At 58.5% G+C, this 25,067-nt stretch carries 19 protein-coding genes and 1 pseudogene; 17 read left to right on the top strand and 3 right to left on the bottom strand.

Annotated elements, in window-relative coordinates:
* Positions 1-720 precede the first annotated feature (720 nt).
* From ygjG to CKQ53_RS11635, 15 genes and pseudogenes are all read left to right on the top strand, one after another.
* Complete coding sequence (gene ygjG / locus CKQ53_RS11570; RefSeq protein ID WP_085652645.1) at positions 721-2,136, top strand: putrescine aminotransferase; 1,416 nt, start codon at positions 721-723, stop codon at positions 2,134-2,136.
* Between the two features lie 368 nt (positions 2,137-2,504).
* Positions 2,505-3,880 (top strand): annotated as a pseudogene (locus CKQ53_RS11575) (diaminobutyrate--2-oxoglutarate transaminase).
* Between the two features lie 99 nt (positions 3,881-3,979).
* The gene (locus CKQ53_RS11580) at positions 3,980-6,079 is read left to right on the top strand and encodes a TonB-dependent receptor (protein WP_118895011.1); all 2,100 of its coding nucleotides are present in this window, start codon (positions 3,980-3,982) and stop codon (positions 6,077-6,079) included.
* A 73-nt stretch (positions 6,080-6,152) separates the two neighbouring features.
* A complete protein-coding gene (locus tag CKQ53_RS18765) occupies positions 6,153-6,437 on the top strand; it encodes a hypothetical protein (RefSeq protein WP_244200943.1) in 285 nt (94 codons plus the stop codon).
* On the top strand, positions 6,380-7,936 hold the full coding sequence (locus CKQ53_RS11585; RefSeq protein WP_244200944.1) for an IucA/IucC family protein: 1,557 nt from the start codon (positions 6,380-6,382) through the stop codon (positions 7,934-7,936). Before CKQ53_RS18765 ends, CKQ53_RS11585 begins: the two co-directional genes overlap by 58 nt.
* On the top strand, positions 7,929-9,146 hold the full coding sequence (locus tag CKQ53_RS11590) for a type III PLP-dependent enzyme (RefSeq protein ID WP_085652641.1): 1,218 nt from the start codon (positions 7,929-7,931) through the stop codon (positions 9,144-9,146). The genes CKQ53_RS11585 and CKQ53_RS11590 overlap by 8 nt, the downstream gene beginning before the upstream one ends.
* Complete coding sequence (locus tag CKQ53_RS11595; protein ID WP_118895013.1) at positions 9,136-10,560, top strand: DHA2 family efflux MFS transporter permease subunit; 1,425 nt, start codon at positions 9,136-9,138, stop codon at positions 10,558-10,560. Before CKQ53_RS11590 ends, CKQ53_RS11595 begins: the two co-directional genes overlap by 11 nt.
* A 43-nt stretch (positions 10,561-10,603) precedes the next feature.
* Entirely contained in the window at positions 10,604-12,466 is a 1,863-nt protein-coding gene (locus CKQ53_RS11600; RefSeq protein WP_094118323.1) for an IucA/IucC family protein, read from the top strand.
* On the top strand, positions 12,460-13,239 hold the full coding sequence (locus tag CKQ53_RS11605) for an HpcH/HpaI aldolase family protein (protein ID WP_162896354.1): 780 nt from the start codon (positions 12,460-12,462) through the stop codon (positions 13,237-13,239). The genes CKQ53_RS11600 and CKQ53_RS11605 overlap by 7 nt, the downstream gene beginning before the upstream one ends.
* Positions 13,240-13,242: 3 nt before the next feature.
* Positions 13,243-15,144, top strand: a complete 1,902-nt coding sequence (locus tag CKQ53_RS11610) for an IucA/IucC family protein (RefSeq protein ID WP_208640004.1) — start codon at positions 13,243-13,245, stop codon at positions 15,142-15,144.
* Between the two features lies 1 nt (position 15,145).
* Entirely contained in the window at positions 15,146-16,057 is a 912-nt protein-coding gene (locus tag CKQ53_RS11615) for an ABC transporter substrate-binding protein (RefSeq protein WP_244200945.1), read from the top strand.
* Positions 16,054-17,067 carry a FecCD family ABC transporter permease gene (locus CKQ53_RS11620; protein WP_118895017.1) on the top strand — a complete coding sequence of 338 codons (1,014 nt, stop codon included), beginning with the start codon at positions 16,054-16,056 and terminating at the stop codon, positions 17,065-17,067. Before CKQ53_RS11615 ends, CKQ53_RS11620 begins: the two co-directional genes overlap by 4 nt.
* Positions 17,060-18,091, top strand: a complete 1,032-nt coding sequence (locus CKQ53_RS11625; RefSeq protein WP_094118322.1) for a FecCD family ABC transporter permease — start codon at positions 17,060-17,062, stop codon at positions 18,089-18,091. Before CKQ53_RS11620 ends, CKQ53_RS11625 begins: the two co-directional genes overlap by 8 nt.
* A gap of 10 nt (positions 18,092-18,101) precedes the next feature.
* Positions 18,102-18,956 carry an ABC transporter ATP-binding protein gene (locus CKQ53_RS11630; protein ID WP_085652651.1) on the top strand — a complete coding sequence of 285 codons (855 nt, stop codon included), beginning with the start codon at positions 18,102-18,104 and terminating at the stop codon, positions 18,954-18,956.
* A complete protein-coding gene (locus tag CKQ53_RS11635) occupies positions 18,916-19,530 on the top strand; it encodes an RraA family protein (RefSeq protein ID WP_085652634.1) in 615 nt (204 codons plus the stop codon). The genes CKQ53_RS11630 and CKQ53_RS11635 overlap by 41 nt, the downstream gene beginning before the upstream one ends.
* Positions 19,531-19,574: 44 nt before the next feature.
* Here CKQ53_RS11635 and CKQ53_RS11640 read toward each other — a convergent pair whose 3' ends face one another.
* The gene (locus CKQ53_RS11640) at positions 19,575-20,900 is read right to left on the bottom strand and encodes an APC family permease (protein ID WP_085652633.1); all 1,326 of its coding nucleotides are present in this window, start codon (positions 20,898-20,900) and stop codon (positions 19,575-19,577) included.
* Between the two features lie 790 nt (positions 20,901-21,690).
* Here CKQ53_RS11640 and CKQ53_RS11645 point away from each other — a divergent pair.
* Together CKQ53_RS11645 and yjeH are read left to right on the top strand one after the other, a co-directional pair.
* A complete protein-coding gene (locus CKQ53_RS11645) occupies positions 21,691-22,638 on the top strand; it encodes a radical SAM protein (protein ID WP_244201045.1) in 948 nt (315 codons plus the stop codon).
* Positions 22,614-23,888, top strand: a complete 1,275-nt coding sequence (yjeH, locus tag CKQ53_RS11650) for an L-methionine/branched-chain amino acid transporter (protein ID WP_085652631.1) — start codon at positions 22,614-22,616, stop codon at positions 23,886-23,888. The genes CKQ53_RS11645 and yjeH overlap by 25 nt, the downstream gene beginning before the upstream one ends.
* Positions 23,889-24,025: 137 nt before the next feature.
* Here the strand turns inward: yjeH and CKQ53_RS11655 are convergent, their stop codons facing one another.
* Positions 24,026-24,664 carry a LysE family translocator gene (locus CKQ53_RS11655; RefSeq protein ID WP_085652630.1) on the bottom strand — a complete coding sequence of 213 codons (639 nt, stop codon included), beginning with the start codon at positions 24,662-24,664 and terminating at the stop codon, positions 24,026-24,028.
* A complete protein-coding gene (locus CKQ53_RS11660; protein WP_085652629.1) occupies positions 24,657-25,028 on the bottom strand; it encodes a hypothetical protein in 372 nt (123 codons plus the stop codon). The genes CKQ53_RS11655 and CKQ53_RS11660 overlap by 8 nt, the downstream gene beginning before the upstream one ends.
* Positions 25,029-25,067 lie beyond the last annotated feature (39 nt).

A 25,067-nucleotide genomic window follows, 5' to 3' on the forward strand; every position in this document is an offset into this window, starting at 1 on the left:
ATGATCCCTTGTGTGTTTTGCGACGTGAATGGACGTTGGCGACTTGGAGGATGATTGACTTTCATCAGTGCGATTTGCCGTCTGGAATAGCGAAGTGATGTGTTAGATGCAGGCGGGTTTGCGACCGCCCGTCTAAATTCATGGCTTAGATGCGTGTTATCTCCGCAGGCAGGGAAAGACAAGCTGTCTCTTTGACGTTGATGACGTGAGATGAAGTGAAGTGATGTAAGAGGGGGAGCTCCGAGCAGGACCCTCTGCGAGGGAGAATGTTGATCGGTCACCCACCACCTTGAGCAGATCATCTTTCGGATCATATCCAGATGAATTTTATGAGGTTATCTGGCTTATTTAACCTGTTTTTTTCCGCATTAATTAATTTCCCGATTCCTTATTATTATTTACCGTGGATATATTATTTTCTGAAATTAAATAAAAGCGACGCATTTAAAAAGGTCTGTGATCATTTATTGCCCTTTATCGGGGCGAAATAAGTTATTTTGCACTTAAAGAGTGCAATTAAGTATTCCTTTATTTATTGTGGGCTAATATCATGTATTTACTGGTTTTTTGTTTTTAAAATTGAGAAAAAATCTAGATTTAATACCAAAAATATACCTTTCCGCAGCGTAAAGTTCAGCAAATAAAGTGATGGCTAGTTGGCTTGTTTTGTGCATTACTAATATTGGTATCGCGTGATACCCGTTTAATAAGGAGCGCATTTTGTCCAGACCCTTTTCCGAACTTAACCCGCTAGAGTGTTCTCAGCAGGCATTAGAATGGATCATGAGCGATACACTGAGTCAGGAAGACATGGTGGCGCTAAATAAAGAAACGCTAAATTCATTCCGCGATTACGTTAATCCGGGTTTTCTGGAATATAGAAAATCAGTCACCTCAGACGGCGGCTACGGTGTCGTCGAGTGGCGCTCCAGCAGTGCGAACACTCTGCTTGATACGCAGGGAAACGAATATCTGGATTGTCTGGGCGGCTACGGCATTTTCAACGTTGGGCATCGTAACCCGACGGTACTCGCCGCAGTAGAAAAACAGCTATCAAAACAGCCGTTGCATAGTCAGGAATTGTTAGACCCGCTGCGTGGCATGCTCGCGAAAACGCTGGCGGCCATCACGCCTGGTAAGCTGAAATACAGTTTTTTCAGCAATAGTGGCACTGAGTCAGTGGAAGCTGCACTGAAGTTGGCGAAAGCCTATCAGGCCCCCCACGGTAAATTTAGCTTTATCGCCGCGAACGGCGCGTTCCACGGAAAATCGCTGGGATCGCTTTCGGCCACCGCGAAGCCAATGTTCCGCGAACCGTTTATGCCGCTAGTGCCGGGTTTCCATCATGTCCCGTTCGGCGATATCGAAGCGATGAAACAGCAGGTCCAACAATGCCAGCAAGACGGTGAAGGTATCGCCGCCGTGATCCTGGAGCCCATCCAGGGTGAAGGCGGCGTGATCGTGCCGCCGGAAGAGTATCTGCCCGCGGTTCGGGCGCTGTGTAATGAAATCGGCGCATTGTTGATTTTGGATGAAGTGCAAACCGGGATGGGGCGTACGGGCAAAATGTTCGCCTGCCAGCACTATGGCGTACAGCCGGATATCTTGTGTCTGGCGAAGGCGCTGGGCGGCGGTGTGATGCCTATCGGTGCCACGGTTGCGACGGAAGAAGTGTTCTCCGTGTTGTTTGAGAACCCGTTCCTGCACACGACGACGTTTGGCGGTAACCCGCTGGCCTGTTCGGCGGCGTTAGCGACCATCAACGTGCTGCTGCGAGACGATCTGCCGGGTCAGGCCGCCAAAGAGGGCGCCTTCCTGCTGGCGGGACTGCAAAAACTCGCGGACAAATACCCTGACCTGATTATGGCGGCGCGTGGTAAAGGGCTGCTGCTGGCCTTCGAGTTCCAGGAAAACGAAATTGGTTACGCCTTTGCCAGCGAACTGTTCCAGCGTCGCATATTAGTCGCAGGGACGTTGAACAATGCAAAATCGGTGCGAATTGAGCCGCCGTTAACGATCACGCATCAGCAATGCTGCCAGATTCTGGCGGAAGCGGAACGTGCGCTGGAAAAAGTGCGAGCGACCTGCGAAAAGGAAGCTGAAACGAATTCCGCCGATTCGGAATTCGTTGTGTAATTATCCCTGTAGCGAAAGGTCGGCCTATGGCTAGACCGGGACCAAAGCCAGCCTGGCGACAGGCTGGCTTTTTACATAATACGCAACCTGTTTTCCCCTAACTTTATCGATATTACGCATATCTTAATCAATTTTTTTAAACGTCATTTTTGTGAGCTTTTCCACAAAACGTAATCTTTACACTTCTCACTCGCATCCCGATCTTCTCACTTTTTCGATAAAAGTTACTTCATCATCAACATATTGATGGTTTAAGTCTGCCTTTTGTAAGGATTTAATCAATTTTCCTTCAAGAAAATAACACTTGTGTCAGCTAATTGTTAATGATAATCGTTGTCATCCGAAATAATCACAGGAGGTGGTGAAGGATGGCACAGCAGCATTTGGCAACGAAAGGGCATCTTAATCAAAAAAATGCAGACTTCCTGGCGCGCCAGTCGTGGATGGAGTCCAATGTGCGAAGTTACCCCGAAAGTTGCCGCTGGCGATTGCTAAAGCGCGCGGCGCGTGGGTCACGGATGTGGAGGGCAAAGACTATCTGGATTGTCTGGCCGGCGCGGGAACGCTGGCGCTGGGACACAATCATCCCGAGATCGTCGCCAGCATTCAGGATTTCCTGCACTCCGGTTTACCCATGCATACGCTTGATCTCACCACCCCGCTCAAAGATGCATTCAGCCAAACGTTATTGGCGCTGCTGCCCGGTGGCGCGGATAACTACTGTCTGCAGTTTTGCGGTCCATCTGGGGCTGATGCCGTTGAGGCCGCCCTCAAACTGGCCAAAACCTTCACCGGGCGCGGCGGCGTCATCAGCTTCTCCGGCGGTTATCACGGGATGACGCACGGCGCGCTGGCGGTCACCGGCAATACCGGGCCGAAAGACCCGGTACAAAACCTGATGTCCGGCGTGCAGTTCTTACCTTTCCCACATGAATATCGCTGCCCGCTGGGGCTCGGCGGTGAAGCGGGTGTGAAGGCACTAAATCACTACTTTAGCCATTTCATCGCCGATGTTGAGCGCGGCATGCCGTTGCCCGCCGCCGTCATTGTGGAAGCCGTTCAGGGCGAGGGCGGGGTCAATCCTGCGCCGGACAGCTGGTTGCGGATGCTACGCGAAGTGACTCAGCAGTACGGCATTGTCCTGATTGTGGATGAAGTCCAGGCGGGATTTGGGCGCACCGGCACCCTGTTTGCGTTCGAGCAGGCGGGGATTGAGCCGGACATCATCGTCATGTCCAAAGCCGTCGGCGGCGGGCTGCCGCTCGCGGTGCTGGGGATCCGCCGCGCATTCGATGCCTGGCAGCCTGGGGCGCACAGCGGCACGTTCCGTGGAAATCAGATGGCGATGGCGACCGGCAAAACCACGCTGGAGATCCTGGCTCGCGACCGCCTTCCCGAACAGGCCGCCACGCGCGGTTTATGGCTGACGCAGGCGCTGACTTTTTTGAAGCAGCGTTTCCCCTGTCTGGGACAGGTACGCGGTCGCGGTTTGATGCTGGGCATTGAAATCGTCGATGAACGTCTGCCGCCATCCTCAGACGGCAGTTACCCCATTGATGCGCCGCTGGCGGCCGAGATTCAGCAGTGCTGTTTCCAGCAAGGACTGCTGCTGGAGCGCGGCGGGCGTCACGGCAATGTGGTGCGGCTCCTGCCGCCCCTGACGATTTCACCAGCGGAGTGCGAAATTGCCGTCTCCCGCTTCGAGCGGGCGCTGAGCGAGGCGCTGACGCGCATCCGGTCATAACAATTATTACGCGGACGGCAATGCAAACCGACGCGACATTGACGGCACCGTCCCCAAGGTCGGGCCGCTTTTCTGGGAAAACATCACGAGGTCAACTGAATGAAGGCTCGGGCATTTTATGCGTTAACGCCGTTGTTACTGTGGTCGCAGGCCAATGCGGCGGACAGCATCGCCAACAATGATAACGAACTGGTGGTGACGGCCACGCGAACGGACACGGAAAAGAAGGACTCGCCGCAGGTCGTCACGATTATTTCGAAGGAACAGATTGAACAACAGCGTCAGTTGACCTCTGACTCATCGCAAATTTTGAGCAATTTGCTGCCATCGATGGCGCCGAGCCGCCAAAAAATGAGCGGCAGCGGCGAGACCTTCCGAGGACGCGCGCCCCTGATTCTGGTGGACGGCATTCCCCAGTCCAACCCGCTGCGGCCCACCGGCCGTGAAATGCACACCATCGACTTTTCGATGGTCGACCGCATCGAAGTGATCCACGGCGCCAGCGCCAGTAACGGCATCGGCGCGACCGGCGGCGTCATCAATATCATCACCCGACGTCCCGCGCCGGACTCTTTCAGTCAGCATTTCAGCGTGGAAGCCACGACGCCGACATCGCAACTGGAAGGCGACACCATGAACTATAAGACCACCTATGGCTTTAGCGGTCGCCAGGAGTATCTGGATTACCTGTTCTCGCTGAGCTACGAGGATCAGGGACTGTTTCTGGACGGCGATGACCGGGCCATCGGGGTCGACAACACACAGGGCGATCTGATGGATTCCCGCGCCTACGACATCCTCGCCAAGGTCGGCTACTGGCTGGATAACGATCAGCGCGTACAGCTCAGTTTCAATCGGTATCAGATCAAAGGGAAAATGAACTATCTGAGCGTGACCGGCGATCGTGACAACGGTATCGCGACCACCTCCGAAAAAGGGCGTCCGGTCGGCGATGCGCCGCAGAACAGCGTCTGGACCACGTCAGCGACCTACGACAATTACAATCTCAGCGGCATGAAACTCAATGCGCTGGTCTATTACCAGAACTATGAATCTCTGTTCGGCGCGGACCGGTCGGCCTCATTTCAGGATCCCGCGCTGGCCCCGCGCGGTCAGCTTTACGATCAGTCGCGCGTCGTATCCAGCCGCTACGGCACCAAGCTGGCGTTGACCAAGGACGATATCTGGGAGGATTACCTCAAAGCCACGTTGGGTTTCGACACTCTGTTTGACCGGGGTAAACAAGACCTCTGGCTCACCCAGCGCACCTACGCGCCGCAAATGGAATACACCGATCTGTCGCCGTTCTTCCAACTGGATATCCAGCCGATTGACTCGCTCAAGATCACCGCCGGGGTGCGTTATGAATACGCCAAGTTGGACATCGACAGCTTCCGGACCGTCGCGGCCAATAACGGCGTCGATGTCGAAGGCGGCAAGCTCGACTTCGACAAAACGCTCTATAACGTCGGCGCGGTCTGGACTACGCCTTATCAGCCTCTAAGCCTGTTCGCCAACTACTCGCAGGGATTCGGCATTCCGGATGTTGGGCGCACGCTGCGTGGGATTCGCACCGCAGGTCAGTCGGTGTCCCAGCTGCCGCTGGAGCCTATCGTCACCGACAACGTCGAAGCCGGGTTCCGCATACAGCAAGATCCGTTCGACCTCGAGGTCAGCTATTACGAATCCTCAGCCAAGCTGGGCGAACGTGTGGTGGATGTCAGCGGCACCTACGAGAGCGAACGGCAGAAAACCCGGATTGACGGGGTCGAGGCGACGCTGGGCTACAAGGTCAACGACGACCATCGCCTGAAAGTAGGCTATTCCCACATCCGCGGGCGCTATGACAGTGACGGCAACGGCAGCCTCGACGGCAAACTTGACGGTTTGAATGTGCCGCCGGATCGTTTGACCGCCAGTTGGGCGGCCACCTGGTCACCCAAATGGACGTCCTTTATTCAGGCCAACTATGCCTTTGATCGCACGATGGATGAGGCAGAGAAAGACTTCAACGGCTATCTGCTGGTGGATGCGGCGGTGGGCTATGCGCTGCCGCGCGGCAAGCTCAAGCTGGCCGTGGCTAACCTGTTCAACAAAGAGTACATCACCTACTACTCGCAAAGCGCGATTGTGAATTCCGATCGTTATTTTTCCGGGCGGGGGCGAACCCTCACGCTGGGGTATAGCGTCGATTTTTAACTTGCATTTTCAGGATGAAAAACGCTCGCCACGGTAGCTGCACCCGGACGATCGCAACACTTATGGAGCAGAGATGAACAACCTCGATCATGCCGTCTTATCCAGAATGATTGGCGAAAAGGCGGCCGTACACGGCCTGCTGAACTGCCTGATCAAAGAGTTCGCCATTCCCGAGGGCCATGCGCGCTATGCGTGGCCTGATGATATGAGCGGCATTCCGCCCGGCGCCTACTTCGACGGCGCCGACTGGCGGGGTATCCCGATGACGATCCGGCTGCCGGGGAACGAGAACTGTTCTTCATGGTCGACCGTCGGGACAGCCTTGGCAGTCAGCGTTATCTCTCGGATGTTTACTTAAAACTGCCGGGAGAACGTTGGCACTGTCCGGCGTTTGACCTATTCGTCGCGCAGTTGCTCAACGCTTGCGAAACCTGGGTGGGTCGCCGTAATCCCGACCTACAGGCTCAAATCGTACAGAGTCAGCAACTGGTGGAGGCGATTGTGGCTCACAATGGCCGTCGTGAGGCGGCTTCCCCGCTTTATCACTATCTGCTTAGCGAACAGGGTCTGTGGTTCGGTCATCCCAGCCATCCGGCGCCTAAAGCACGGCTGTGGCCGAGCGAGCTGGGGCAAACGCCGTGGGCTCCCGAGTTTCAGGCACGTTCGGCGCTGTATCAGTTCGAGGTGCCGAAGGACGGGTTGCACATCGGGGCTAACGGCCTGACGCCTGATCAGGTGCTGGACGGATTTGCCAATCAGCGTCGCGCGGGTTGCGGCCGCGCCATCATCTGCATGCATCCGGTACAGGCTCAGCTGTTCAAGCAGGACGCGCGGGTGCAGCAGCGCTTGCGCGACGGCGAAATTCGCGATTTGGGCGCCACGGGGCGAATCGCCAGCCCCACCGCGTCGATACGCACCTGGTACATCGACGATCATGATTACTTCATCAAAGGGTCGTTGAACGTACGCATCACTAACTGCGTCCGTAAAAATGCCTGGTATGAGCTGGAAAGTACGGTGCTGATTGATCGCCTGTTCGCCGAACTGATGACGCGGCAAGCCGATACGCTCGGCGGGCTTGTCGCGGCCAGAGAGCCGGGCGTGCTGAGCTGGAGCCCGGCGGCGGCCAGCGAAAGCGATCGTCACTGGTTCAGGGAACAGACCGGCGCCATTCTGCGGGAGAACTTCTGCCGTCGCACCGGCGCGCAAAACAGCCTGATGGCCGGTACGCTATTCGCTCGCGGGACGGATCTGCGACCGCTGATCCATCCCTTCCTGCACGCGCACTATGGCCACCCGCTTGACGATCACAGCCTGCTGCGCTGGTTCGACGACTACCAGTCGCTGCTGCTGCGGCCGGTACTGGCGCTGTTCTTCAACCACGGCGTGGTTATGGAGCCGCATTTGCAAAACAGCGTACTGGTGCATCGGGAAGGGCGGCCGCATCAGGTTCTGCTGCGTGACTTCGAGGGCGTCAAGTTAACCGACGAGGACGGCATGCGGGCCATTGGCGACGAGGTTCACCCGCGCGTTCGGGCCTCGCTGCGCTATTCGCGGCAGCAGGGCTGGAATCGCATTCAGTACTGCCTGCTGGTCAATCACCTGTCGGAAGCCGTATTGGCACTCAGTGATGAGCGTCCGGCGCTGGCGCCGCAGATGTGGCAGCGCGTGCGGGAACAGCTAAAGGCGATCCAGACCGAGCTTCAGGGCCCTGCGCCCGAGTTGGAGGCCCTTATCAAGGGGCATCCGATCGCCTGTAAAACCAATCTCAAGGTACGGCTTTCCGCCGACGCCGACCGGGCGGCGGGCTACGTGAACCTGCCCGCGCCGTGGCATGAGGAGGCGCGTCATGACTAAGCTGCCGGCCCACATCGTCGCGGCCATTCGTCGCCTGCAACGGCAGGAGTCCGATCCGCTGGCGGCCTTCGTCTATGACCTGACCGCGCTGCGGCGGCACGTGAGGTCCGTCATGGCGGCGCTGCCGCCCGGCGTCGAACTTTACTACGCCATCAAGGCCAACAGCGAAAGGCCGATTCTGGACACGGTCGCGCCGTGGGTCGATGGGTTTGAGATCTCGTCGGGCGGGGAAATTGAGCGGGTCGCGGGCTGCGCAACGGCACGTCCTTTCGTCTTCTCCGGTCCGGGAAAACTGGATTCGGATTTCGATACGGCGCTGCAACGCGACGTGGCGGCGGTGCATGTGGAAAGCCTGCACGAAATCGCCCGTTTACAACGCTGCGCGCAGCGGGCAGGGCGAATACAGCCTGTGTTCATCCGCATCAATCCGCAGCTGTCCGACGGCCTGACCACCAAGTTGGCGATGGCGGGTAAACCGACGCCGTTTGGTATTGATGAGTCCGAATTGGCGGCGGCGGTCGCCGCGGTTGACGACGCCAGCCATCTGCGGCTGCAAGGCTTTCACGTGCATGCCATGTCGCACCAGCTTGAGGCGGATCGCCATCGGCAACTGCTGGATGTCTATCTCAGCCGTTGGCGTTGCTGGAAAGCGATGTCGCGGAGGCCGGAGACGATCACACATCTCAACGTCGGCGGCGGCATCGGCGTGGACTACCTCCATGCGGAACAGTTTGACTGGCCGTCGCTGTGCCGTTTTCTGGGGCAGCGTTTGGCCGAGCTGGACGATGCGCCCGTGGTGCGGTTCGAACCGGGACGGTTCATCAGCGCCTACTGCGGTTACTACGTGGTTGAGGTATTGGATGCCAAAGTCAGTCACGGCAAGGGATTCCTCGTCTGCCGCGGCGGTACGCACCAATTTCGTCTGCCGGTCGCGCAGGGCCACGACCATCCTGTGATTCATCTGACGGAAGACGCGCGCGAACCGACAGTCTGGCAAACGTGGACGGTGGTGGGGCAGCTGTGTACGCCCAAAGACGTTCTGAGCCGAGACCGTCGGCTGGCCGATGTTCGCATCGGCGATCTTCTGGTGCTGCCGATGGCGGGAGCCTACGGCTACAACATTTCCCATGCCGACTTCCTGTGCCATCCGCGTCCGCCGCAGTGGTTTGTGTCAGCCGCCGAAGAGGGCGAGGAGCGTCATGAGCGCTAGCCCCCGCGCGCTGGTGGTGATCAATGTCCTGTTCGGCACGATCACCGTCAGCCTCAGCAACAGCGCGCTCAACCCGGCGCTGCCTGCGTTCATGAGCGCGTTCAACGTTGGCCCGCTGCTGGCGACGTGGATCGTCGCAGGGTTCATGGTCAGCATGACGATGACCATGCCGCTGACCGGCTATCTGGGCGCGAGGCTAGGGCATAAACGCCTCTACCTGATTGGGGTGGCGCTGTTTATGGCGGGTTCGCTCGCGGGCGCGCTGGCGACGTCGATGTCGGGTGTGATCGGCGCGCGCGTCGCGCAGGGTATCGCCAGCGGCCTGATGATCCCGCTGTCTTTGGCGCTGATTTTTGCGGTGTATCCGCGGGAACAGCGGGGGGCCATCACGGGCGTGTGGAGCGCCGTGGTCATGCTGGCGCCGGCGGTGGGGCCGCTGTGCGGCGGGCTGCTGCTGGAGGTCTTCAACTGGCGAGCGCTGTTCGCGGTCAATCTGCCGTTTGCAGTGCTGGCGCTGCTGATGGGCGGTCGGGTTCTTCCCTCAACGTCTCCTGATACTCAGGCGGCGTTCGACGCCAAAGGCTACGTGCTGATCGCCGCTGGTATTGGTCTGTTGCTGCTGGCGACCAGCCGCGTACACCAGCTTTCGGGGCTGTCCAACCCGATGAATCTTACGCTGCTCCTGCTGGCGGCGCTCTGCCTGACGCTGTTTGTTCGCCGCGCCTGGCGCAAGGCTGAGCCGCTGCTGAATTTACGCATGTTTCGGCTGCGCGGCTATCGCCTGAGCGTGGCGATCACTGTCATCCAGTCCGTCGGCATGTTTGAGTGCTTAGTGCTGTTGCCGCTGTTGGTACAGCTGGTGCTGGGCCATAGCGCCATCGACACCGGTCTGGCGCTGCTGTGCACCGCGCTGAGCGCCAGTCTGTTTGGCCGGATCGGCGGCGGCCTGTTGGATCGTCACGGACCGTCGCGCGTGGTCGCGACCGGCCTGCTGCTGACGGGGCTGGCGACCTGCGGGCTGGGTCTGCTGGGGCCGCAGAGTTCGCTTGGCATGGTGTTCGTGCTGATGGTGCTGCGCGGCGCGGGACTGGGCTTGTCTTACATGCCGGTGACCACCGCTGGATTGAATGTGCTGCCGGATACGCTGGTGACCCAGGGAGCAGCGATGAACAACATCGCGCGCAGGCTGGCGGCGTCGCTGGCGATGGTAATGGCCGCGCTCTATCTGGAGTGGCGCATGACCGGCGCCGGGGGGGCGTTGGCGTCCCTGCGTGCATCAGCCATCGGCGAAACATTTATGGCCACCGGCCTGTTGATTTTTTTGGCGCTGCCGTGCGCCCTGCGTTTTCCGCGCGCAGAGACGTCGGCGGAGGAGGCGGCCGCTCTACTGGCACCGCGTCGGGAGCCGCACTAAAGCGAATGATTTTGTTCACCGTCAACGGATAAAGGTAAACCTCATGGAGACATCGTTACCCGCCGGACAGCGTGCGGATGCCGCCGACTGTCAATGGCTATTGCAGATGGATAAGACGCGTTATCAGCGTGTGGTGCAGCGCGTGGTCGGCCAACTGCTGCAAACGCTGTTATATGAAGACGTACTGACTTACCAACGGACGCCGCTGGATGAAGGGCGGTCGCAGTTCGTCATCCAGGGGCGTGATGCGCAGGGAGCGCCGGTAGAGTACCGTTGCACTGGCCTGTTCAGCGACAGCTTCAACCTGATTCGGCTGGATTACGCCAGCCTGCGCCGCCGCGATCGGGACGGCGTGGTCGCGAAGCCGTCGCTGCATCAGCTGTTGTCTGAACTATTAAACGAAAGCGAAGATCCGGCCTGTCTGGCGCGTTTCGTGCAGGAGTTGGAGCAGACGCAGCTGAAAGATTTACAGTCTCGTGCGCAGTCTTATCCGCCCGTCACCCACCCGCATCGGCTCGACTTCGATGCGCTGGAGCGCCATTTCATGGACGCCCACAGCTACCATCCCTGCTACAAATCCCGCATCGGCTTCACGCTGGACGACAACGCGCAATGGGGGCCGGAATTCGCCGCGCCGATTTCGCTGGTCTGGCTGGCCGTGGAAAAGCGGCTGGCGTCCGTCAATCATTCGTCGCGTCTGGATTTTGAGCGCTTTCTGGATGAGGAGGTCGGCGAGGTCTGTCGGCGAGCGTGGGCCGAACGGTTGGAACAGCAGGGAAAACGGCTGGAGGATTACTGGCTAATCCCGGCGCATCCCTGGCAGTGGCGCAACGTGATCCTGCCAGCCTGCCACACCGAGCTGGTTAGCGGCGAAATAATCTGTCTGGGAACCACGCCGGACCGCTGGCAGGCGCAGCAGTCTATCCGCACGCTGGCGAACGCATCGGTCAAAACCCGGCCCTATGTCAAGCTGGCGCTGAGCATCACTAACACCTCCAGCACCCGCATTCTGGCCCGCCACACGGTGATGAACGGGCCGATTATCACCGACTGGCTGCAACAGTTAATTGAAACCGATCAGGCGGCGCGGGACATGAAATGCGTGATCCTCGGCGAGATCGCCGGAGTGAGTCTGGATACTCGCCAGCACTCCGCCAGCCGGAGCGCGCAGACCTATGGCGTGCTCGGCGCGCTGTGGCGCGAAAGCATTCACGCCTATTTGCAGCCGGGCGAACAGGCGATCCCGTTCAACGGATTAAGCCATGTCGAAAATCGCTACGGCGAAGGGGAGACGGTTCCGTTTATCGACGCCTGGATACGGCAGTACGGGCTGGAAAACTGGACGCGGCAACTGCTGAGCGTCACGGTCTCGCCCATCATCCATATGCTGTTTGCCGAAGGGATTGGCATGGAGTCGCACGGCCAGAACATCGTGCTGATCGCCCGCGACGGCTGGCCGCAGCGCATCGCGCTCAAAGATTTTCACGACGGCGTGCGTTACTCGCCGCAGCATCTGGCCCGGCCGGATCGCTGTCCTGAGCTGGCGCCATTACCCCCCAGTCACGCCAAAATCAACCGCAACTCGTTCATTTTGACGGATGATGTCAACGCGGTGCGCGACTTCACCTGCGACGCCTTCTTCTTTATCTGTCTGGCGGAAATGGCCATCTTCCTGCGCCAGCACTATGGCATGGACGAATCGCGCTTCTGGCGGATGACCGCCGACGTCATTCTCGACTATCAGGCCGCCCATCCGCAGCATCGCACGCGCTATGCCCTGTTCGACGTCTTCGCCCCGACGTATGAGGTGGAAGCGCTCACTCAGCGCCGTCTGTTTGGCGACGGCGAACGCCGCTTCAAAGCCGTGCCGAATCCGCTCTATCCCTTTAGGCCGTCATCATGCTGAGAGTCAACGCGTTGAAACGCAAGCTGGCGGCGGGAACGCCAGCCTATGGCCTGTTTGCCTCCATTCCGTCACCGGCCTCGATAGAGCTGATCGCGGAAGCGGGCTTCGACTTTGTGATTATTGACACCGAACATGTGCTGATCAACCCGGAAACGGTAGAGAACATGATCCGCACTGCGGAATCCTATGGCTTGACGCCGCTGGTGCGTGTCGCCGACGGCAACCCGAAAACGCTTTTGCGCCTGCTGGACGGCGGCGCGCAGGGGATCGTGCTGCCAATGGTGGAGCAAGCGGAGCAGGTGCGGGAAGCCGTGGCCGCCTGTTTCTATCATCCGCGCGGCGTCCGGAGCCTGAATGCCGGGCGTCCCGGCGCGTTCGGCAAGGAAAGTCTGGCGGAGTACGTGCGCCGGGCCAACGATGAAATTCTGTTGGTCGCGATGATTGAAAGCGCGGCGGGCGTGGCGCAGGCCGAGTCTATCGCCGCCGTCGACGGGCTGGACATGATGCTGGAGGGCGCGGCGGATCTGTCCCAGTCGCTGGGCATGCCGTGGCGCATCGACGAACCGGCGGTTCAGAATGCGCTCACGACGGTATGCCGGGCGGCGCAACAGCAAGGGGTGCCGTACTGCGCCATTCCACGCCAGCCGGAAGACCTCGGACGCTGGCGGGCGCGCGGCGTGAATACGTTCGTTTTGGGGGATGAGCGCGGGATTGCCTTTCGCGCCTTACAGGCCAAATTGGCCACCACACTGTCTTCGGATAAGGGAGTCTAGGGTATGGAAACGTCACTGTCCTTTCATCGTCTGCGTGCAGAACAGATCGTCATGCAGGATCTGATCGACTGCCTGCTGGCGGAACAGTTTTTTGGGGAAGAGGCGCTTACGCTGGTGTCGGAAACCGAGTGGCGACAGCAGTACGGTCATCCCAGCCCGCTCAGCGCCTGTCTGTCGGCCTCGGCACAGGCGCGGCTGTGGCGATGGCGCGGACCCGCGCAGGCGGCGATGACGCTGCTGGTGGCGCTGAGGCCGGGCATCACGCAGGCGTGGGAAAAAGCGCCGCTGTCGGCAGTCTATGTCGGCGATCCTGATACGGCGGAGTGGCAGGCGCTGTCGCCGGAAGATGTGATGCGCTGGGTGTTCGCCGCGCAGGGTCAGTCGGAGCAGAACGCGCAAGGACAGCAGCTGTTTCTTGATGCGCTGGGCACCAGCGTGCAGCAAACGGCGCTGTCGCAGTCTCACTGTATCGACCCTGAGGGATTGCTGACGCGCGATAATGCAGATTTCTTTCATATCATGGAGCAGTGGGCCTCGCTGCGCGATCGGCCCTATCACCCGACTGCCAAGGCGAAACAGGGACTGAATTCACATGACTATCAGCACTATGTGGCGGAGTTCGCCCGCCCGGTTACGCTGTGTTGGGTGGCCGTCGCCCGCGACTGCCTGCTGTGCGGGGAAGGGATTGAAGATCTCTCCCGACAGACCCCGGCGGACTATCTGTTAACGGCGGACGATCGCCTCCGGCTGGCCGACGAGCTGACGGATCGCGGACTGGACGAAAGTCATGTGGCGCTGCCGGTACACCCCTGGCAGGACGCGCATGTCTTGGACCCGCTCTTGGGCGATGCGCTGCATGATGGGCGCTGCCGTCGGCTGGCATTTCGGTCTGACGGGGCGTTGCCGACGTCTTCGCTGCGCTCCATGACCCCCAGTTTCGCCAGCGCGGATTATCTGAAATTGCCGATGGCGGTCTATTCGCTGGGCGCGTCGCGCTATTTGCCCGCCGTTAAAATGATTAACGGCAATCTGAGCGAGACGCTGCTGCATGAGGCGCTGGCGCGGGATGACGAGTTGAAAGCGCGGTTATTTCTCTGCGGCGAACGACGCTGGTGGGCGTTTATGCCGCCGCAGGCGACGCTGTTCGACGAAGCGCCGCGTCACCTGTCCGCGATGGTGCGTCGCTATCCGCCGCAGCTGTTGCAGGATCCGACGTGTCGGCTGTTGCCGATGGCGGCGTTGGGCACCTTGTTACCGGACAGCCGTCGGCACTTCTTCGACGACTGGTTAGCTTACCGAGCGCTGCCCGTCACCAAAGAGAGCGTATTGACGCTATTCGCCGAGCTATGCCGCTGTTTCTTCACGCTGAATTTCCGCCTGTTCCGTCTGGGGATGCTGGGGGAAATTCACGGGCAAAACGCGGTGCTGGTTTGGAAAGCGGGGCGGGCGCATGGCCTGCTGCTGCGCGACCACGATTCGCTGCGTATTCATGTCCCGACGCTGAATCAGCATGGTATGCAGGACCCGGTCTATCGCCTCAAACCGGGCAACACCGCCAACACGCTTTATCACGAACGTCCGCAAGACCTGCTGTTCTGGCTGCAAACGCTGGGCATTCAGGTCAACCTGCGCGCGATTATCGACACGCTGGCCGCCGTCTATGCCATCGCGCCCGCCACGCTGTGGCGCACCTTGCGGGCTGAGATCGAACAGGCTATCTCAGCGGTGATCGTGGAAGCCGATATGCGGGAAATGTTGCAACGGGAGCTGTTCGAGCGCGAAACCTGGCCGCAGAAACTGCTGATTACCCCGACCATCGCCCGCGCGGGCGGGCCGGGCAGCATGCCGTTCGGCAAAGGCGAAGTGGTGAACCCGTTTATCCAGCTAGAACGAGGTTTCCGCTAACGTGCATCGTCGACACTTTTCGCGCCGCAGCGTACTGCGGCTGTCGTTGGGCCTGCTGCCGCTGGGGCTGAACTGGCCGCGCCTGGCATTGGCCGAGATGGCGGAACCTCGAGTCGTGACCTTGTTTCAGGGGGCGACGGATACCGCGGTGGCGTTGGGGATCACCCCCGTCGGCGTGGTCGAATCCTGGAGCGAAAAACCGACTTATCGCTACCTGCGTTCGGCGCTGACAGGCGTGCCGATTGTCGGGCTGGAGACGCAGCCCAGTCTGGAGGACATCGTGATGTTGCGTCCGCAGGCGATTGTGGCGTCCCGGTTTCGGCATCAGCGGCTGGCCGCGCTGCTATCGCGGATTGCGCCGGTGGTGATGCTGGAGGAGATCTATCAGTTCAAGCAAACGGTGCAGGCGATGGGAGAGGCTTTGCAGCGACAGGCGGCTGCGCAGGCGTTGCTGGCGGACTGGCGAACGCGGGTAGCGCAGCTGCAAGGCCATCTGCGACACCGGTTCGGCGGTCAGTGGCCGCCGACGGTCGCGGTGCTGGATATTCGAGAGGATCATATTCGCAGCTATTTACCCGCCAGCTTTCCGGGATCGGTGCTGACCGAGCTGGGTTTTGGCTGGAGTGAGTCCAGTCGGGCGCAGCCCGGCGTCTCGATCAAACTCACTAACCTTGAAAGTCTTCCGGTCGTTGATGCCGATATTTTCTTCGTGTTTTTGCGCACGGAACGCGCTGCTGCCTTGCGTCATTACGAACGTGTTATCGCCCATCCGTTATGGCGGCAGATGCGCGCGCCCAAGCGCGGGCAGGTATGGCTCGTGGACGGCGTCACCTGGAGCCTGTCGGGCGGTGTTCTTGGGGCCCAGCGCATTTTGGAAGACGTTGAGCGGGTCACGCAAGGCGGCGCAACATGAGGCCGGGAAACATCAGGGAGCGTTATCGCGTCATCACACTGGTGGGCTGTCTGGCGCTCGTCGTCCTGCTGGCTCTGTGCAGTTTGACCGTGGGGCCGGTGTTTATTCCGCCCGCGCAGGTGCTGTCGGCGCTGTTCCACCCCGACGCCATGAACGTGAGTCACAGCATCGTGACCTCAACGCGGCTGACGCGGACGGCGATCGCCGTGGTGGTCGGCGGCAGTCTGGCCGTCGCGGGGGCGCTGATGCAGGCTTTGACCCGCAATCCGCTGGCGTCGCCGGGGTTGTTCGGCGTGAATGCCGGGGCGATGTTTTTCCTGATCGTCTGCGCAGCATTGCTGCCGTCGGCGTCGCCGCAGTTCGGGCAGTGGTCGGCCTTTGCGGGCGCCGCGTTGGCGGGCGGGCTGGTATGGTTAACCGGTACGATAGGCCAAGGGCGATTGAACCCGCTGCGTATGGTGCTGGCCGGTGCGGCGATCACGGCCATGTTCGCGGCATTCAGCCAGGCGATACTGGTGGTCAGTCAGGAGGGGCTGGATACCGTGCTGTTCTGGCTCGCAGGATCGGTCGCGGGGCGCGATTTGACGATGGTGCAGCCGCTGTTAGCGGGATGCCTGATGGCGCTGGCGGCGACGCTGCTGCTGGCGGGGCAGGTGAATGTATTGGGCGCGGGTGAGGCAATAGCCCGTGGATTGGGGCAGCGTACCGGCCGGATACGACTCATGATGTGCATTCTGGTGGTGGTGCTGGCGGGCAGCACGGTGGCGATGGCGGGCAATATTGGCTTTATCGGTTTGGTCGTCCCGCATATCGCCCGTCGCCTGTTTCCGGTCGACCAGCGCTGGCGGCTGCCGGGATGTGCGCTGTTGGGCGCTGCCTTGCTGCTGCTGGCGGATATTTTGGCGCGTATTGTCATTCTGCCGCAGGAGGTGCCGGTCGGCGTGATGACCGCGCTACTCGGCGCGCCGTGCTTCCTGTATTTGCTGCGTCGCGGAGGTCGACATGGATAAGATCGTGCTCCTGCGGAGCCGCGCTATTTCCCGCCAGCTAAATGTCTCAACGGTGGTTCGTCTGTTGATCGCCGGTGGGGTGTTGCTGGCACTGCTGCTGTTGTCGCTATGTATGGGCAAAATCCCGCTGTCGCCCTGGGCGGTGCTACAGTCGTTGGCCGACGGGCGGCAGGACGGCCTGGCCTTTATCGTCATGGAACTGAGACTGCCGCGAAGCCTGCTGGCGATGCTGGTGGGTGGCGCGCTGGCGCTCTCCGGCCTGCTGTTGCAGGCGATGATCCGCAACCCGCTGGCCTCGCCCGATATTCTGGGCATCACCAGCGGAGCCAGCGCGGCGACGGTCTGTTACCTCTCGTTTCCCACGGTGGCGCTGGGGGCGGGCTATCTGCCGCTCGCGGCCATGTTGGGTGCGGCCGTCGCGGCGTTGGCGGTATACCTGCTGGCCTGGCGGGGGGGCGTCTCGCCGCAGCGACTGGTGCTGACCGGCGTGGGGATCTCGGCGCTTCTGACGGCTGTCACGACCTTCCTGCTCGTTTTCAGCCCGTTGACCACCACATTATCCGCCTATGTGTGGCTGACCGGCAGCGTTTACGCCGCCAGCTGGCAGGAAACCCGGACGCTCGCCGGTTGGCTGTTGGCGATTATTCCGTTGTGGATCGGCATTGCGCGGCATGTGACGGCGCAACAGCTCGATGACGATCTGGCTCAGGGGATCGGCGTTCGGGTCCAGTGGATCAGGCTATCTCTGCTGGCGGTTAGCGTGGCGCTGGCCGGCGCGGCGATCGCCTGGGGCGGCGCCATGGCCTTTGTCGGCCTCATTGCGCCGCATATCGCCAAGCGACTGGTGGGGCCCGCATTCGGCGGGCAGGCCGCCATGACCGCCCTGTGCGGCGCGGGTCTGGTACTGCTGGCCGACCTGTGCGGACGTACGCTGTTCCTGCCGCTGGACCTGCCGGCGGGCATTTTTGTTTCGGCGTTGGGCACGCCGTTTTTCCTGTATCTGTTGTTGAAACAACGTCATTGAGGTAATGGAAATGACTGCTATCACCAGCCGCGATCTGACGCTCGGCTACCCGCATCAGATCATCATCGATCGGCTGAACATCCAGCTGCCGCGCGGCAAAATATCGGTGCTGATCGGCAGCAACGGCTGTGGGAAAAGTACGTTGTTAAAATCATTTGCCCGGCTGCTGGCGCCGCAGGCCGGTGCGGTGCTGCTGAACGGCGAGGACATTCATCGCCAGTCTACGGTCGCGGTGGCCCGGCAACTGGCGATCTTGCCGCAGCGGCCGGATGCGCCGGAGGGGATTACCGTCCGGCAGTTAGTCAGTCTGGGGCGCTATCCGTATCAGAACTGGTTTCAACAGTGGTCGAAGGAGGATGAAGCCCTTGTCTCTCAGGCGTTGCAGCAGACCGGCACCACGGCGCTGGCCGAACGGCCGGTCGACGCATTGTCCGGCGGTCAGCGGCAGCGGGTGTGGATCGCAATGACGCTGGCGCAAGATACGGAGGTATTGCTGCTGGATGAGCCGACGACCTATCTCGATCTGGCGCATCAGATTGAGGTCTTAGATCTGCTGCGCGATCTAAATCGTCAGGCCGGTAAGACGATTGTGATGGTGCTGCATGACCTGAATCTGGCCTGCCGCTATGCCGATCACATGGTGGCAGTCCACAACCGAACTGCATTCGCGCAGGGGCGACCTGCCGACATTCTGACGGAAGCTATGGTGAAAACGGTGTTTAATCTGGACTGCCGTATCATCCCCGATCCCTTTTTCCAGACCCCGCTGTGTATTCCCTTTGGCCGCGAGCGGCCTTCTACTTCTAATGGAGATGAACGCGACGATGAACTATCACGTATCGCCCCGTCAGCAGCGGACGAGTGACGATGTGCTGGCGCAATGGAGAGGAATGTCGACCTCCGCGCTGGGCCATCTGACGGAGGAGGGCTATCTGCGCGGCATTCGAGCGTTGTCTCCGGGCGTCAGTGTGGCGGGGAATGTGGTGACCGTCAGCCTGCGGATGCCGGACGGCGGCGCACTGCGCGAGGCGCTGTTGCTCAGTCAGCCGGGCGATGTGCTGGTGATCGATGCGATGGAGGACGCGGAACGCGCCTGCTGGGGCGAGCTACGGACACTCGCGGCGCAGGTTAAACGGCTGGCGGGCGTGATCGTGTCCGGCGCGGTGACGGATGTCCGTGAGTTGCGGGCGCTGGGGTGGCCCGTGTTCTGTCGCGGCATCAGCGCGATCACCACGCGTGCGCTGGGCACCGGCGGCGAGGTCAACCAGCCCATTGTCGTCAGCGGGGTAACAATTCATCCCGGCGATATGGCGTTCGGCGATGACGACGGCGTGTTTATTCTAAGCCCGGCGCGCGCGGAGCACTGGCTGGAACCGGTGAGAGAGAAGTCGCGCGCCGACGCCGACCGCCGTGACGACCTGATGCGACGTCGCGGCTAACGATCAACGGATGAGGCTGCGCGGTTCAGGAACCGCGCCAGCCGTCAAGAAAAGACCAGTTCCCGTTTGGTGACCCGGAACCAAATGATCCAGCCGAGCCCAATGGCCGACCAGACCAGACCCAGAATCATCGAATCCTTTTCCAAATGTGCCCACATGACGCCAATTGTGCCGATACCGAGCAGGGGCAGAATCAGGTTGAAAAGCCACTCACGGGCAGAGGACAGTCGTTTGTGACGAATGACATGCAGGGCGATGACCGACGCATTGACCGCGGTAAACGCCACCAGCGCACCAAAGCTGATCAGCGACACGGCGGTATCCAACCCGAAGAACATGGCGCTCATCGACAGTCCGCCGATAAACAGTACGCAGTACAACGGGCTGCCGAGTCGCGGGTGGACGTAGCTGAAAAAGGAACCGGGGAAAATCCCGTCGCGGCCCATGATGTGAAGCAGGCGCGCGGCGCTGGCGTGAGAGGCCAGCGCGGAGGCGAACGTATTGACGAGAATCGCCACCAGAAACAGTGACTGAAACAGCGCGCCGCCCACGTACAGAACGATTTCCGGCATTGCCTCTGAGGGGTTCTTGAACTGCGCGTTGGTCGGATAATACAGTTGAATGAACCAGGACGCGGTAAAGAAGATGGCGCCGCCGATCAGGGCGGTGAGAAAGACAGCGCGGGGGATCGTGTGCTTCGGCGCATGCGTCTCGTTGGACAAGGTCGTCACGGCATCGAACCCTAGAAAAGAGAAGCACAGCACCGCCGCGCCGCCAATGAGCGGGATTATGCTGGTGTCGCCGTTAAGCAGGGGGCGCAGAGTCCAGACGGCATGGGGGCCGCCCTGATGGCTGACGCCCTGTATCACCAGATAGATGAACACGCCCATCAGCACGACGGGAGCGCCGACAAACAGGAAGTTCAGGTTGGCCAACAATTTAATATTGCGGCTGTTAATCCAGGTCACCAGCAGCGTAAAGGTGGCAATCCAGATCCACGGCGGTAGCTGAGGAAACAGCGATCTCAGGTAAATACCCGCGAGCAGCGCGTTGATCATCGGCAGCAGCATGTAGTCCAGCAGCGAGGCCCAGCCGACCATAAATCCGGCCTGATTACCGCAGGTCTTACGGGTGTAGGTATACGCCGAGCCCGCTTCCGGAAAGGCTTTTACCATGCGGCCATAGCTGAGCGCTGTGAGCAAAACGGCGACCAACGCCAGCAAATAAGCGAGCGGCACACGGCCTTCGGTCAGGCCGGATACAATGCCGAAGGTGTCGAACACCGTCATGGGCGTCATGTACGCCACCCCGATGATCACGACCTGCCATAATCCCAGCTTTCCTTTGCTCTCTGCGTTCTCTTTCGCCATAACATTATCCCGTTGTCATCCAAGAATTTATGATTGCTCTGGACTAAAGGCAGCAATTAATGTGCCAGCGCCCGCGTGTTAAACGGAATAATCCGGCCGGGATAATACACGTTCCCGCTGTTATCGACTATGCCATGAGGGAAAAGGTAAGTTGGCGCCGAATAACCCGGGAGGGGCTGTGCCTTTTTGCGACGACGTCATTGCACTCTTTCTCAGCATGAGACTCCGGTCAGGCACCAATATGGAACAATGGTTTGATGGCTGATTATCGAGACAAGAAATTATAGTCGCGCCAGCAAGGAAGATGGTAACAGACGATCGCATGATATAGGGGTATTAAAATAAGACGTCCAATCGTGTGATTCATTTCATCGTGGCGGTGGTTTAATGGTGTTATTATTTCCTTAATTGATTCGTATTTAGATTTTAATGACGCATGTTTATCTGCTAGGAATGCAGTGTTTTTACAGTACGCAGGAGTCGGGCTTTTCTTATATCGATAAGTCAGAGAACCATCCCTTTGACGGTCCGCTATTATTACCTGTAACGAAGTGCTTTTAGTGAATATTGTTTATTTTATTTTTATATTCTCAATAATAATTAAAATTGACAGTTTTTTAGATTGACCTTGGTCAAATTTAAATAAATGACATAGATATAGTGTGGCTGGGCATTTTGCGATTTTTTAATTAAGGAAACAGAATCAATGTATTCACTTCATGGAAATGCCTTTACCAAACAGGATGTTTATTTCGCGTTAAGAGATCGTCAGTTATTAACGCTCACCATTATGCTGGAAAACATTTGTAATTTTAAATGTCCCTTCTGCTATACCCAGACGCAAAAGTTCGACAACGAACTGTCTACAGAAGAGATCAAAAAAATGGTGGACGATGGATTGGCGCTAGGCATTAAAACCGTGTTGGTCGCGGGGGCGGGAGAGCCGCTGCTGGCGCGTAATTTCTGGGAAGTGATCGATTATATTGGCGATAAAGGTCTGCACTGTATCGTGTTCTCTAATATGACGGCGATTAACAGTGATACCGCAGAGAAACTTTATGCGCGCGACGTTTCTATTATCGGAAAAATTAATAGTTTCAAAGACGATGTCCAAAATGAAATCGTCGGTGGCATTCATAATGCCGCGTCTAAAATGCGACGTGGGTTGAAAAACCTCATGGACGTTGGCTTCAACCGTTTGGAAAAAGGAAATACCCGACTGGCGATTGAAACGTCAGTTTTACCGGAGAATATCGACGAGATTTACGATATTTGGAGTTATTGCCGCAGTCACACTATTTTTCCGTTGGTTGATACCGTGCTGTATGAAGGCAGCGCCAAACAGCACCGTTATGACGATTTTCTTGTGCCCTATACGCGTCTGGTTGAAGAGGTTAGCCGCATCCGGCAATATGATCGGGAGATGGGCTTCGAATGGCCAATTAAAATCATTAAGCGTGAAAACGATCGCGGAATTATCGTCGGCGAACTGGCCGGAGATTGTCATCGTATCGGTACGAATCTGAACGTGAATTCCATCGGGGACGTTTACGATTGTTTCAATATGAGCCAGCCCACTTACGGCAATATTCGTGAGCGCTCGCTGATCGATATATGGAATGCGGACCGTCCCGACGATAAAGCGTTACGTGTTCATGGTTTGTGCCATTGTCGTCATTTGGATGACAGGAGTTCGATAAAGGGAGAAATGGCATGTCTGAGCAGTGCGGTAAGTTAAGTCTACATCAAGGAGTGGGTTTTCTGGTTTCTACGCTGTTAGGTTCAGGTGTTTTTATTGTTCCGGCCATGGTGGCCGGACTTGCCGGACCGTGGGCGTGGTTGGCGTGGTTGGGAATGACGATGCTGGTGCTGCCCGTGGTCTTCACCTTCGCGCTGCTGGGGCGTCATTTTCCCCACAGCGCGGGTACAGCACACTTTGTTGAACTGGCCTACGGGCATCGCCTGCGGCAGAGCATCTCCTGGTTGTACCTTTCCGTCATCCCCATCGGTCCGCCGGTGGTGGTGATCACCGGCGCCAACTACCTGGCGTATTGCCTCGGGCTTTCCCCGGTCTACTGCGGTTATTTCGCGCTGCTCATGCTGTCGCTGATTCTGATCGTTAATGCCTTCAACGTCACGCTCTCGGGCAATGTGCAGTTCGGCATCACGGTGCTGACGGCGCTGGTCTTGATCAGCGTCATTGTGGTGGGCTTCATGGAAGCACCGCTCGCCGCTCCTAAGGTCATACCGACTGGCGGCGATGGCCTGTTGTCGTTCTTCAAGGCGATGGGCATTATTTTTTGGTGCTTCGTGGGCATTGAGGCTGTAGCGCATCTCGCGCCAGAATTCGCGTCTCCTGAAAGAGACTTTCCCCGCACAATTGTCATCTCTCTGACTATCGCGCTCAGCCTGTATTGCTTGTTGAGCTATACCGTGCTGCGTTTTTCCGCCTTCGGCAACGAAGTCGAAAATATCTCCTCGTTGCCCCGGCTAATTGGACAAGCCTTTGGTCGAACTGGGGCAATAGTCATCGGCCTGATGGGTTTTTTGACCTGTCTTGCCGCAGTCAATCTTTACATCATCAGTTTTACCCGATTGATTGTTTCGATGAAGGGAGAGGACGCGATAAGTCGTTGTCTGGCGTACCGTAACCGTTTTCATGCGCCGGTCGTGGCGACGCTGTTTGCGGTACTTCCCGTCGCCATCACCGTCGCCCTCAAGTACGGTTGGTCTATCGGTCTGGATAGCCTGATCGCCTGTGCTAACGGCGTCTTTGTGATGATCTATCTGGCGGCTTCTCTGTCGGCATGTCGCTTGCTTCACGGTCATCAACGAGTGATGGCGCTGTTGGCGAGCCTGTTTTGTCTTGGCGTCGCCGGAGTCATCGGTGACAACATGATGTATGCCGTCGTCATTATGTTGCTCGCCTTTGTCTGGAGTTCATGGCGCCTGCGTCAGACGACGCCTTCCGGTGACTCTCGGGCATAAAACATCCGAGCGAGCGGGCCCTATTCCGGGCCCGTATCCCACGGCGGCCTGCACCTAAGATCTGTTTTAACGAACGCTGCGCGATGCGCCGTGCTATTTAGCGGCTGGCGCATCGCGCGGCGCTTGTCATTTTCTCTCTACGACGGCATCACCCCCCAGGCAATTTCACATGTCATCCAGCTACCAATGGCTAACAGCAACATGGCCGGCACTTGCGAAAGGAAGAAATCGATATCGTTGACGCTCCGTTTTTTAAGCCAGGGAGACAGGTAGCAATACGCCAAATGGAAACCGGACGTTCCCAGGCAAAACAGCGTTCCCATCAGGATAAACATATCGCCGGAGCTGTTTGGCGAGACGAACTGGGAAAAGAAGGCGAGGAAAAAAATGCCCGTCCGGAGGTTCCGCAGGCTGCGGAGGGTTCCCTGTAGAAAAAACGAGGAGGGATGTACTGGCGCTATCGTCATACTTTTAGACAAATACCGCGCCGCCGGGGGCCGGCGGTATATGCGGCAGCCTTCCCAGATTAAAAATAGCGCGCCCAGCAGTTTGACGAGGGTCAGCAGGGCGGGCGATGCCGCCAGCGTGAAGCTGATAATCAGCCAGGATAAAATCACATAGCAATAGTCGCCGAGCGCGAGTCCGACGATCCCGCTCAGCGCGGCTCGCTGGCCAAACCGGTGAAAGTTACCGGTGATGCACAGCACGTCCTTGCCGGGGATGGCGCAAAAGGTGAACGAGGCGATAAGAAATAGGGTCCAGTTAAAGTCAGCCATGGAGTCCCTCTGTTTGTCTGATAGACAGTTTGCTCGGCAGCAGGTGACCCTGCGCCCATTTTTTGAGTGCGTCCGTTATGCTGGCTTTTCCGCCCGGAGCCAGACTGTGAGCGCCCTGCTGCTGACGTCGGCTGTACAACCAATAGAATTCGCCGTTGGAGAAATATTTCCAGCGACGAGAACGCATGATCAGCGGTCCGCTGTGACCCGTTTTTCTCTCTCGATGCCGCGTACGATCGTCGCACGCCCATTTCAGCGTTGTCTTCAATACTGCAACCGGTTTAATTATCGCCAGCCAAACGGGGTCAGGCGATAGGGTAAAATGACGTTGAGTCTTATTGTGTAAAAAATAAGTATTTTTCATAAGTATCGCGTCGTTAAAGTGAAAATAAAGTGTGATGGT

This window comes from Lonsdalea britannica, assembly GCF_003515985.1.
In the GTDB taxonomy this organism is placed as follows: Bacteria; Pseudomonadota; Gammaproteobacteria; order Enterobacterales; family Enterobacteriaceae; genus Lonsdalea; species Lonsdalea britannica.

Coding starts and splice junctions, on each gene's coding strand:
- CKQ53_RS11585 (WP_244200944.1), top strand. CDS start 6,380: ATGGTCGACCGTCGGGACAGCCTTGGCAGTCAGCGTTATCTCTCGGAT.
- CKQ53_RS11640 (WP_085652633.1), bottom strand. CDS start 20,900: ATGGCGAAAGAGAACGCAGAGAGCAAAGGAAAGCTGGGATTATGGCAG.
- CKQ53_RS11625 (WP_094118322.1), top strand. CDS start 17,060: ATGGATAAGATCGTGCTCCTGCGGAGCCGCGCTATTTCCCGCCAGCTA.
- CKQ53_RS18765 (WP_244200943.1), top strand. CDS start 6,153: ATGAACAACCTCGATCATGCCGTCTTATCCAGAATGATTGGCGAAAAG.
- CKQ53_RS11655 (WP_085652630.1), bottom strand. CDS start 24,664: ATGGCTGACTTTAACTGGACCCTATTTCTTATCGCCTCGTTCACCTTT.
- CKQ53_RS11630 (WP_085652651.1), top strand. CDS start 18,102: ATGACTGCTATCACCAGCCGCGATCTGACGCTCGGCTACCCGCATCAG.
- yjeH (WP_085652631.1), top strand. CDS start 22,614: ATGTCTGAGCAGTGCGGTAAGTTAAGTCTACATCAAGGAGTGGGTTTT.
- CKQ53_RS11645 (WP_244201045.1), top strand. CDS start 21,691: ATGCTGGAAAACATTTGTAATTTTAAATGTCCCTTCTGCTATACCCAG.
- CKQ53_RS11635 (WP_085652634.1), top strand. CDS start 18,916: ATGAACTATCACGTATCGCCCCGTCAGCAGCGGACGAGTGACGATGTG.
- CKQ53_RS11610 (WP_208640004.1), top strand. CDS start 13,243: ATGGAAACGTCACTGTCCTTTCATCGTCTGCGTGCAGAACAGATCGTC.
- CKQ53_RS11600 (WP_094118323.1), top strand. CDS start 10,604: ATGGAGACATCGTTACCCGCCGGACAGCGTGCGGATGCCGCCGACTGT.
- CKQ53_RS11620 (WP_118895017.1), top strand. CDS start 16,054: ATGAGGCCGGGAAACATCAGGGAGCGTTATCGCGTCATCACACTGGTG.
- CKQ53_RS11590 (WP_085652641.1), top strand. CDS start 7,929: ATGACTAAGCTGCCGGCCCACATCGTCGCGGCCATTCGTCGCCTGCAA.
- CKQ53_RS11580 (WP_118895011.1), top strand. CDS start 3,980: ATGAAGGCTCGGGCATTTTATGCGTTAACGCCGTTGTTACTGTGGTCG.
- CKQ53_RS11595 (WP_118895013.1), top strand. CDS start 9,136: ATGAGCGCTAGCCCCCGCGCGCTGGTGGTGATCAATGTCCTGTTCGGC.
- CKQ53_RS11660 (WP_085652629.1), bottom strand. CDS start 25,028: ATGAAAAATACTTATTTTTTACACAATAAGACTCAACGTCATTTTACC.
- CKQ53_RS11605 (WP_162896354.1), top strand. CDS start 12,460: ATGCTGAGAGTCAACGCGTTGAAACGCAAGCTGGCGGCGGGAACGCCA.